We start from the raw sequence: 11,957 nt of genomic DNA on the forward strand, positions 1-11,957 counted from the left end.
ATTCGTTCTATAATTAGTTTATAATTCTTTTTTTAAAATAAAGTCACATCTACATTTTATTGAAAAAATTATAGAGGAAGATATAAAAAACGGATTTCCTATAAAAAAAATAAAATTTCGTTTTCCTCCTGAGCCTAATGGTTTTCTTCATATTGGACATATAAAAGCTATATGTTTGAATTTTGAGTTAAGTCAAAAATATAAATCTTCAATCAATTTAAGATTTGATGACACTAATCCTATAGGAGAAAATAAAAATTTTATAGATTCTATAAAAGAAGATATTCTTTTTTTAGGATTTCATTGGGACCATGAAAGTTATGCTTCAGATTATTTTCCTCAACTTTATAAATGGGCAATAAAATTAATTAAAGAAAACAAAGCTTATGTAGATGATCAATCTCAAAATATAATCCAATTTCAAAGAAAAAATCCTTTTGAAATAGGGATTGACAGCAATTATAGAAATAGATCTATAGAAGAAAACCTGTTTCTTTTCGAAAAAATGAAAAACGGATTTTTTGAAGAAGGATCTTGTGTTTTAAGAGCTAAAATTAATATGAGTTCTTCAAATATGAATATGCGAGATCCAATTATGTATAGAATTTTACGAAAAAAACATCATAGAACTAGATACCAATGGTGTATTTATCCTACTTATGATTGGACACATGGATTATGTGATTATATAGAACAAATATCTCATTCTTTATGTTCCTTGGAATTTGAAAATAGACGTCCATTATATAACTGGTATTTAGATCAAATTTATATTGATAATAAAGAAAAAATCAGACCTAAACAAATAGAATTTTCAAGATTAAATTTAAGTCATACTATAACTAGTAAAAGAAAAATTCAATATTTAATTGAAAAAAAAGTTATTCAATCTTGGGATGATCCACGTATCTTAACAATATCTGGATTAAGAAGAAAAGGATATACTTCTGTTGCTTTAAAAAATTTTATTCATCAAATAGGGATTACTAAAAGAAATAATATCATAGATATATCTTTTCTTGAATTTTGGGGAAGAAAACATTTAAACAAAATAGCTTACAGAGTTATGGTAGTATTACATCCAATTCAATTAATTATTGACAATTATGCAGAAGATACTACTGAATGGGTTGAAGTAGAAAATAATCCAGAAAATTCTAATTTTGGAAATAGAAAAATTCCTTTTTCCAAATTTCTATATATAGAAAAAGATGATTTTTTGGAAAAAGAAAAAAAAAATTTTTTTCGTCTTTGTATTGGAAAAGAAGTAAGACTTAAAAATGCTTATATCATAAAAGCAAATTCTGTAATAAAAAATAATAAAGGAAAAATAAAAAAAATACATTGTACTTATGATCCTAAAAGTCAATATGAAAAAAAAACTAAAATTGAAGAAAAAGGAAGAGTAAAAAGCACTTTACACTGGGTATCTATAAAACACTCTTTTCCTATAAATATAAATTTATATAACCCTCTTTTTTTAAAGAAAAATCCAGATATAGATTTTTATAAAAATATTAATCCTAAATCAAAATATAAAATTATAGGTTATGCAGAACCTTCCTTAAAAAAAGCAAAAAAAGGAGAACATTTTCAATTTCAAAGAATTGGATATTTTTATGTGGATAGTAAAATTAAAAATGATCAAATCATTTTCAATAAAACGGTATCTATAAAAAACAAATGGAAAAAAAATGAAAAATAATTTTTCGTCTATTTATTCCAAAATATCTGGAAATATGTTTTCGTATTCTCTTAATCCAGTTCCTGCAGGAATTTTGTGTCCTACGATTACATTTTCCTTTAATCCATGTAAATAATCTATTTTACTACTTATAGCTGCTTCACTTAAAACCTTTGTTGTTTCCTGAAATGAAGCGGCAGATATAAAAGATTTAGTTTGTAATGCTGCTTTTGTTATTCCTTGTAATATAGGTCTTGCTGTAGCAGGAATTGCATTTCGGGTTTTTATTAATTTTTTCTTTTTATATTTCAAAACTGCATTTTCATTTCTTAAATCCCTATAACTAATAATCTCTCCATTTTTAATGATTTCAGAATCTCCGGAATCTTCAACTACTCTCATTTGAGAAATTCTATCATTTTCTTCTATAAAATCATCCTTATATTCTATATTTCCTTCCAAAAATTTTGTATCTCCTATCTCTATAACTTCTACCTTTCTCATCATTTGTAAAACAATAACTTCAAAATGTTTATCATTAATTTTCACACCTTGCAAACGATATACATCTTGTATTTCTTTTATTAAATATTCTTGTACAGCTCTAGTTCCTCTTATATTTAAAATATCATTAGGAGTAACAGCTCCATCTGATAAAGGCATTCCTGCTTTGACATAATCATTTTCCTGAACAAGAATTTGATTGGATAATTTTACAAGATATTTTCTAATTTCTCCTGTTTTGGATTCCACTATAATTTCTCTACTTCCTCTTTTTATTTTTCCATGACTTACTATTCCATCCATTTCTGATACTACAGCTGGATTAGATGGATTACGTGCTTCGAACAATTCAGATAAACGAGGTAATCCTCCTGTGATGTCTCCTGATTTAGCTGTTTTTCTTGGAACTTTTACTAATATTTTTCCTATGTCTATTTGTTCTTCATTTTCTACCATTAAATGAGCACCTACCGGTAGATTATATATTTTTAACTCTTCATCTTTTTCATTAAGAATTTTTAATGTTGGTATGAAATTCTTGTTTCTAACTTCCGTTATTACTTTTTCTTGAAATCCAGTTTGTTCATCAATTTCTACTTGAAAAGTCACACCTTGTTCTAGATATTGATAAGATATTATACCAGAAAATTCTGCAACAATCACTGCATTATAAAGATCCCATTTGCAAATCATATCTCCAGATTTTAATTTATCTCCATGTTTTACATATAAAGAAGCACCATAAGGGATATTATTAACCATTAAAATGGATGATTTTTCTAAATCGAAAAGTTTCATTTCTGTAGTTCTAGAAACTACAATTCCTATCCGATTAAAATCTTGTTTTGTTTTTACAAATTTTAAATCTTCAAACTCTACAATTCCATTATATTTTGCTTTTATTTGTGAAGATTCTGTAATATTTCCTGCTGTACCTCCAACATGAAAAGTACGTAAAGTTAACTGAGTTCCAGGTTCTCCAATGGATTGTGCCGCAATAACTCCGACTGCTTCTCCTTTTTGAACAATCTTTCCTGTAGATAGATTACGACCATAACATTTAGAACAAATCCCCATTTTTGCTTCACAAGTCAAAGGAGATCTAACTTCTACGATTTCAATTCCAGATTTATCAATAATTTCTGCTATTTTTTCATCAATCATCTCTCCTGAATAAATTATCAATCTATCATTTTGATAAATATCATTTAAAGAAATACGTCCTAAAATTCTGTCAAATAAAGTTTCTACAATTTCTTCATTTTTCTTTAATGCAGAAATTTCTAATCCTCGTAAAGTTTTGCAATCTTCTATTTTTATAATAACATCTTGAGATGCATCAACTAAACGTCTTGTAAGATATCCAGCATCTGCTGTTTTTAATGCCGTATCTGCTAATCCTTTTCTAGCTCCATGAGTTGATATAAAATATTCTAATATAGAAAGTCCTTCTCTAAAATTGGATAAAATTGGATTTTCAATGATTTCTCCTCCAGAAGATCCTGCTTTTTGAGGTTTAGCCATTAAACCACGCATTCCTGAAAGCTGACGTATTTGTTCTTTAGAACCTCTTGCTCCAGAATCTAGCATCATGTATACAGGATTAAATCCTTTTCTATCTTCACGCATATATTTCATGACTTTTTCCGTAAGCATAGCATTGGTATTTGTCCATATATCAATTACTTGGTTATAACGTTCATTATTCGTGATCAATCCCATGTTATAATTCATTTTTACATTATCTACTTGTTTAATAGCATTATGTACCATTTTTTTCTTATTATCAGGAATGATAATATCACCCAATCCAAAAGATAAACCACCTTTAAATGCGTTATAAAAACCTAATTCTTTAATATCATCTAGAAAATTAGCAGTAGTAGGGACATCTGTAATATGTAATATTTTCCCTATAATTTCTCTCAAAGACTTTTTTGTAAGAGATTCATTAATAAATCCTACTTTTTTAGGTACTACTTGATTAAACAACACTCTACCTACAGTTGTTTCTATGATTTTATTCAAAAATTTTCCTTTTTCACGAAGAAAAACTTTAACTTTAATTAAAGCATGTAGATCTACTACACCTTGGTTATATGCTATTTCAACTTCTTCCGGAGAATAAAATACAAGTCCTTCTCCTTTTACTTTTTTTTCGATATCTGAAATTAAAGGTTTAGTCATATAATATAAACCCAATACCATATCTTGAGAAGGAACTGTAATAGGAGATCCATTAGCTGGGTTTAATATATTTTGAGAAGCTAACATCAAAAGTTGAGCTTCCAATATAGCTCCATGAGATAAAGGTAAGTGTACCGCCATTTGATCTCCATCAAAATCCGCATTAAAGGCAGCACAAACTAAAGGATGCAATTGAATCGCTTTTCCTTCTATCAATTTAGGTTGAAAAGCTTGAATTCCTAATCTATGTAATGTAGGAGCCCGATTTAATAATACGGGATGGCCTTTTAAAACATTTTCTAAAATATCCCATATCATAGGATTTCTTTTATCAATAATTCTTTTTGAAGATTTTACTGTTTTTACTATTCCTCTTTCAATTAATTTTCGTATAACAAAAGGTTTATAAAGTTCTGCCGCCATATCTTTAGGTAAACCACATTCATGTAATTTCAAATGGGGCCCTACCACAATAACAGATCTTGCTGAATAATCTACTCTTTTTCCAAGAAGATTCTGTCTAAAACGACCTTGTTTTCCTTTTAATGCATCAGATAAAGATTTTAAAGGACGATTAGCTTCTGATTTTACAGCAGAAACTTTTCTTGAATTATCAAAAAGAGAATCCACTGCTTCTTGAAGCATTCTTTTTTCATTTCGTAAAATGACTTCAGGGGCTTTAATTTCTATAAGTCTTTTTAAACGATTATTTCTGATAAGGACACGACGATATAAATCAGTCATATCAGAAGCAGCATAACGTCCTCCATCCAGAGGAACTAAAGGACGCAATTCGGGAGGAATAACAGCTAATACATGAATGATCATCCAAGAAGGATTTCCTCCATTTTTATTTCCTTCTCTAAAAGATTCAACAACTTGTAAACGTTTTAATGCTTCAATTCGTCTTTGTTTAGAAGTTTCATTATGTACTTGATTTTTTAATTCCATAGACAAAATATTCAAATCTACTCGATTTAAAAGATCCTCTATACATTCCGCTCCCATTTTAGCAATAAACTTATTTGGGTCAGAATCTTCTAATTGTTGATTTCCTTTTGGAAGGTTGTTTAAAACTTGTAAATATTCTTCTTCAGTCAGAAAATCTCCTTTTTGAAAAGAAAATCCATCTAAACGTACCCCAAAACCTCCTTGAATCACAACATATCGTTCATAATAAATAATCATTTCAAGTTTTTTAGAAGAAAAACCTAACAAATATCCAATTTTATTAGGAGAAGATCTAAAACACCAAATATGAACAACAGGAACTACAAGACTTATATGTCCCATACGCTCTCTTCTTACTTTTTTTTCAGTGACTTCAACTCCACATCTATCACAAACAATACTTTTATAACGAATTCTTTTATATTTTCCACAAGCACATTCATAATCTTTTACTGGACCAAAAATTCGTTCACAAAAAAGTCCATCTCTTTCTGGTTTATGAGTCCGATAATTAATGGTTTCTGGTTTTAATACTTCTCCATGAGATTCTTTCAATATAATTTCTGGAGAAGCTAATCGAATAGTGATTTTATTGAATCTATTTCTTTTTTTTCTATTCATTTTTGGATTTTATCATAATATAAAAATTTGGAACAAAAAATTTATTCTTCTAAACGGATATCTAATCCTAACCCTTTCAATTCATAACAAAGAACATTAAAAGATTCTGGATTTTTAGGTTCAGGCATTGGTTCTCCTTTTACTATAGATTCATAAGTTTTAGCTCTTCCAGAAACATCATCTGATTTAACAGTTAAAATTTCACGTAAGATATTGGAAGCACCAAAAGCTTCCAAAGCCCACACTTCCATTTCTCCAAAACGTTGTCCTCCAAATTGAGCTTTCCCTCCTAAAGGTTGTTGAGTAATTAAAGAATAAGGTCCTATAGAACGAGCATGCATTTTATCATCTACCATATGACCTAACTTTAACATATATATTATCCCTACAGTAGCAGGTTGATCAAACCTTTCTCCTGTACCTCCATCAAATAAATAAGTAGTTCCGAAACGAGGAATTTTAGCTTTATCTGTATATTTACAAATTTCTTTGATAGTCGCTCCGTCAAATATAGGAGTTGAAAATTTCATGTTTAATTTCTGTCCTGCCCATCCTAATACAGTTTCATATATTTGTCCTATATTCATTCTAGAGGGAACTCCCAAAGGATTTAAAACAATATCTACAGGACTTCCATCTTCTAAAAAAGGCATATCTTCTTCTCTTAAAATTCTAGCCACTACCCCTTTATTTCCATGTCTTCCTGCCATTTTATCTCCTACCTTTAATTTTCTTTTTTTAGCAATATATACTTTTGCCATTTTAATAATACCTGAAGGTAATTCATCTCCAACAGTAATAGAAAATTTTTTATGTTTAAAAATACCATTTAAATCATTTACCGATATTTTATAATTATGTAAAATTTCTGATATCAAATTATTGATTTGAACATCATCAGTCCAATTACTAGAATCGATTTCTATATAATTCTGTATATTATTCAATATTTTTATAGTAAATTTTTTTCCTTTTTTTATTATTTCCTGTTTCTTTTCATTCAAAACAGAATTATGACATAATTTTTCATTTAAAATAGATTGCAATTTATTAATCAATAAATTTCTGATAACTGAAAATTTTTTTTCATATTCTTTTTCTAAACGTGATATTTTAATTTTATCCTGAATTCTAGATGTTTTATCTTTTATACTTCTAGTAAATAGTTTTGTATCTATAACTACTCCAAATAATGATGGTTCAGCTCTTAAAGAAGCGTCTTTAACATTTCCTGCTTTATCTCCAAAAATAGCTCTTAATAATTTTTCTTCTGGTGTAGGATCAGATTCTCCTTTTGGAGTTATTTTTCCGATAAGAATATCACCAGGTTTTACTTCAGCTCCTACTCTTATAATTCCATTTTCATCTAAATCTTTAGTAGCCTCTTCACTGACGTTAGGAATATCGTTGGTAAATTCTTCCATGCCTAATTTTGTATCACGAACATCTAAAGAATATTCATCTATATGTATAGAAGTAAACCAATCTTCACTTACAACTTTTTCGGAAATTAAAACAGCATCTTCAAAATTATACCCGTTACATGGAATAAAAGCTGCTTTTAAATTTTTTCCTAAAGCCAATTCTCCATTTTCTGTGGCATACCCTTCGCATAAAATTTGTCCTTGAGTCACCCTCATCCCTTTTCTTACAATAGGTTTCAAAGTTATACATGTATTTTGATTTGTTTTTCTAAATTTTATCAAATTATAAACCTGAACTTCAGAATCAAAACTCACTAAAATTTCTTTTTCTGTTTTATCAGAACGAATCACTATTTTTCTTGCATCAACATATTCTACAAATCCGTTTTTTTTGGCATTAATCAATATACGAGAATCTATCGCTACTTGTTCCTCTAATCCAGTTCCTACAATAGGAGCGTCAGGCTTCAATAATGGAACCGCTTGACGCATCATGTTAGAACCCATCAAAGCTCTATTTGCATCATCATGTTCTAAAAAAGGAATTAGAGAAGCGGATATAGAAGCTATTTGATTTGGAGCTACATCTATATAATCTACTTGATTTGATTTTACTATAGGAAAATCTCCATCTTCACGAGCTATAATTCTATCAGATAAAAAATTACCATATTGATCAATCGCATTGGCTTGTGCTATAATTTTTCCTTCTTCTTCTTCTGCGCTTAAATATTTGACTTCATATTTTAAATTTACTTTTTGATTAGAAACAACTCTATAAGGAGTTTCAACGAATCCCATATGATTTATTTTTGCAAAAACAGAAAGAGAAGAAATTAATCCTATATTAGGACCTTCTGGAGTTTCTATTGGACATAATCTTCCATAATGAGAATAATTTACATCTCTAACTTCAAATCCTGCTCTTTCTCTAGACAATCCGCCAGGACCTAATGCGGAAAGCCTTCTTTTATGAGTGATTTCAGACAAAGGATTTGTTTGATCCATAAATTGAGATAATTGATTTGTTCCAAAAAAAGTATTTATAACGGATGATAAAGTCTTAGCATTAATAAGATCTACAGGCATAAAAACTTCATTATCACGAACATTCATTCTTTCTCTTATAGTTCTAGCCATCCTAGCTAAACCAATACTGAATTGGGTATAAAGTTGTTCTCCTACTGTTCTTACTCGTCTATTAGATAAATGATCAATATCATCTACTTCTCTTTTAGAGTTAAATAATGCATTCAAATGTTCTACTATTGCAATAATATCTTTTTTAGTTAAAACTAAATAATTAGAATCTATATTTAAACCAAGACGTTTATTTAAACGATATCTTCCTACAGGTCCTAAACTATATCTAGTATCAGAAAAAAAAAGTTTCTCTATAACTCCTCTAGCCGTTTCTTCATCTGGAGGTTCAGTATTTCTGAGTTGTCTGTAAATATATTCGACTGCTTCTTTTTCAGAATTAGTTGGATCCTTATGTAAAGTATTATAAATAATAGAATAATCTTTTTTTCTTTCTCCTTCTTTATGCAATAAAATCGTTTTTATTTCATGATGAATCATAAGATCAAGATGTTCTTCTTTCAAGAGTACATTTCTATCTATAAGAATCTCATTTTTTTCTACAGATAAAACTTCTCCTGTATCTTCATCAACAAAATCCTCATGCCAAATTTTCAATACTCTAGCTGCTAAAGTTCTATTTAAAATATTTTTTCCGTTTCCTTTGATTTCCATTTCTTCAGCTAAATCAAATATTTCCAATATATCTTTATCTCTTTCATATCCTATTGCACGTAATAAAGTTGTCATAGGTAATTTTTTCTTTCTATCAATATAGGCATACATTACATTGTTAATATCTGTAGCAAACTCAATCCATGATCCTTTAAATGGAATGATTCTAGCGGAATAAAGTTTAGTTCCATTAGCATGATGAGACTGACCAAAAAAAACACCAGGAGAACGATGTAATTGAGATACAATGACTCTTTCTGATCCATTAAAAATAAAAGAACCGGATGGAGTCATATAAGGATATGTTCCTAAATAAACATATTGATATACAGTTTCAAAATCTTCATGATCTGGATCAGTACAATATAATTTTAATTTAGCTTTTAAAGGAACACTATAAGTCAGACCTCTTTCTATACACTCTTCTATTGAATATCTAGGAGAATCTATAGAATAACCTTTAAATTCTAAAACAAAAGAATTTCTGGCATCAGAAATAGGAAAATTTTCTGTAAAAGCTTTGAATAATCCTTCGTTTTTTCTATTTTCTGGTTTTGCATCTAATTGAAAAAATTCTTTAAATGATTTAATTTGAATATCCAAAAAATCCGGATATTTTACTTGTTTTGCTACTGAGGCAAAAGTGATTCTTTTTTTTTCTGTATACACCAATTTTGGACAATTTAAAAAATGAAAATTCTTATTTTAATTCCACTTCAGCACCTATTTTTTCAAACTTATTCTTCAAATCTTCTGCTTCTTTTTTATTTACAGATTCTTTAAGAACACTGGGAATATTATCTACTATATCTTTAGATTCCTTAAGTCCTTTTCCAGTAATTTCTTTAACCAATTTTACGACAGATAATTTAGAATTTCCTGAGGATTTCAAAATGATGTTAAAAATACTTTTTTCCTTTTTTTCAGATGTTTTTTCTTTTTGAAGTGAAGTATTTTCCACATTTTCCACTTTGACTGAAGTAGATGGTTTTATTCCATATTTTTTTTTTAAAAGAGTAGCTAATTCCGTAACTTGTTTTACGGTTAAATTAACTAATTGTTCGGCTAACTTTTTTATCATTTTATTATTTATATTTTTTTTTAAAAAATAGGATATTGATATTTTTTATTTTTTAGATAGGGTTTCTAAAATTTTACCTATTTTATTATATGTTGAATTTAAAAGAGATAAAATAATCTCCTTTATAGAAAATTGAAGTATATTGAAAATTTCAATAATGAGATCTTCTTTAGATTTAAGATGGAGCAAAATATTTAAATCTTTGTTTCCACCACCAAAATAAAAAGATTCTTGAGCATAAGCCCCTTTTAAATAGGGTTTATTAGTCTTATATCGAACATGAAAACTTTTTATAATTTTTGAAGTAATATTTGTTACATTCAAATTTGAAAATAATACAGTTGTATTTCCATTTAAAATAGGAAAAAAAGAAATCCATTTTTGATTATTTATTTTATTCATCGCTTTCTTCAACAAAGTATTTTTCACTACTTTCATTTTAATACTATGTTCATAAAAGCTTTTTCTAAGAATAGATATTTGATTAGAATTTAAATCGGATATATCAACCAAATATATTGTGATATTATTAGATAATATAGAAACTAATTCCGATAGTTCTTTTTTTTTACTTTTTTTATTCTTCATTTATTCACAAAACTTTTTAAATCTAATGGTACACCATAACTCATGGTACTAGATAAATAAATACTCTTGATATAAGATCCTTTAGATGAAGAAGGTTTATTTCGAATAATTATTTTCATAAATTCTCCGATATTTTCTAATAAATATTGATTTGAAAATGAAACTTTTCCTATCGCAGCATGAACAATTCCATAACGATCTGCTTTAAAAGTGATTCTTCCAGATTTAATTTCTTTTATAGTTTCTTCTGGATTTACGGAAACAGTTCCCATTTTAGGATTAGGCATTAATCCTTTAGGACCCAATATTTTACCTATATCACCCAATTGATTCATAACAGAAGGAGTAGCTACTATAATATCAAACTCTGTCCAACCAGATTGAATTTTTTCAATATAATTTAATCCCACATAATTAGCACCTGCTTTTTTAGATTCTGTTTCTTTATCTTTAGAAACTAAAGCTAAAATACAAATATTTTTACCCGTACCATGTGGTAACAAAACGGATCCTCTTACCATTTGATTAGGAATACGAACATCTATACCAAGATGGACTGAAATATCCATAGATGCATCAAATTTTACAAAATTAATTTCTTTCACAAGAACTATTGCTTCTTCTAAAAAATACTTTTTTTTAGTAGAAATTTTTTCTAAAATTTTCTTTTTATTTTTAGTTAATTTTTTTGACATATTGTGGTGAAACAAATGAAATTTTTATTATTTATCAATTTCTATTCCCATAGATCTAGCAGTACCGGAAATCATAGATATAGCAGATTCAATCGAAAAACAATTTAAATCTTCCATTTTATTCTTTGCAATGGTTTTCATTTCATTAAAACTTATTTTTCCTATTTTAGAACGATTAGATTCTTTAGACCCTTTATCTTTTTTTACTACATTTAACAACTGAATAGAAACCGGAGTTTTCTTGATCAAAAAAGAAAATGATTTATCTTCATATACAGTTATTACGACTGGACATATTTCTCCTATTTTATTTTGAGTAACAAAATTATATTGTTTACAAAATTCCATAATATTAACTCCAGCACTTCCCAAAATAGGACCAATGGGAGGAGCTGGACTTGCTTTTCCTCCATATATTTTCTGTATTTTAATTTTTTTTACTGATTTTTTTCTGATTTCAACCATGA

The 11,957-nt window shown here is 28.0% G+C and carries 7 protein-coding genes; 1 reads left to right on the plus strand and 6 read right to left on the minus strand.

Annotated elements, in window-relative coordinates; all coding sequences use genetic code 11:
* The first annotated feature begins 37 nt into the window (after positions 1–37).
* Positions 38–1,705 carry a glutamine--tRNA ligase gene (glnS, locus tag H0H57_RS02270; protein WP_185864095.1) on the plus strand — a complete coding sequence of 556 codons (1,668 nt, stop codon included), beginning with the start codon at positions 38–40 and terminating at the stop codon, positions 1,703–1,705.
* Between the two features lie 12 nt (positions 1,706–1,717).
* On the opposite strand, the gene rpoC is transcribed toward glnS, so the two are convergent.
* Genes rpoC through rplK form a run of 6 tightly spaced genes read right to left on the minus strand, consistent with a single transcriptional unit; the run spans position 1,718 to position 11,955 of the window.
* The gene (rpoC, locus tag H0H57_RS02275; protein ID WP_185863683.1) at positions 1,718–5,947 is read right to left on the minus strand and encodes a DNA-directed RNA polymerase subunit beta'; all 4,230 of its coding nucleotides are present in this window, start codon (positions 5,945–5,947) and stop codon (positions 1,718–1,720) included.
* Positions 5,948–5,988: 41 nt separating this feature from the next.
* Entirely contained in the window at positions 5,989–9,798 is a 3,810-nt protein-coding gene (rpoB, locus tag H0H57_RS02280; protein WP_185863684.1) for a DNA-directed RNA polymerase subunit beta, read from the minus strand.
* A gap of 28 nt (positions 9,799–9,826) precedes the next feature.
* Positions 9,827–10,207, minus strand: a complete 381-nt coding sequence (gene rplL / locus H0H57_RS02285) for a 50S ribosomal protein L7/L12 (RefSeq protein ID WP_185863685.1) — start codon at positions 10,205–10,207, stop codon at positions 9,827–9,829.
* A 45-nt stretch (positions 10,208–10,252) separates the two neighbouring features.
* Entirely contained in the window at positions 10,253–10,795 is a 543-nt protein-coding gene (gene rplJ, locus H0H57_RS02290) for a 50S ribosomal protein L10 (RefSeq protein WP_185863686.1), read from the minus strand.
* Positions 10,792–11,490 (minus strand): 50S ribosomal protein L1, encoded by a 699-nt coding sequence (gene rplA, locus H0H57_RS02295; protein ID WP_185863687.1) that lies wholly within the window; start codon positions 11,488–11,490, stop codon positions 10,792–10,794. Before rplA ends, rplJ begins: the two co-directional genes overlap by 4 nt.
* Positions 11,491–11,517: 27 nt before the next feature.
* Positions 11,518–11,955, minus strand: coding sequence for a 50S ribosomal protein L11 (rplK, locus tag H0H57_RS02300; protein ID WP_185863688.1), 438 nt, complete (start codon positions 11,953–11,955; stop codon positions 11,518–11,520).
* Between the last annotated feature and the right edge of the window lie 2 nt (positions 11,956–11,957).

The organism is Blattabacterium cuenoti, from assembly GCF_014251755.1.
Lineage (GTDB): Bacteria > Bacteroidota > Bacteroidia > Flavobacteriales > Blattabacteriaceae > Blattabacterium > Blattabacterium cuenoti_AN.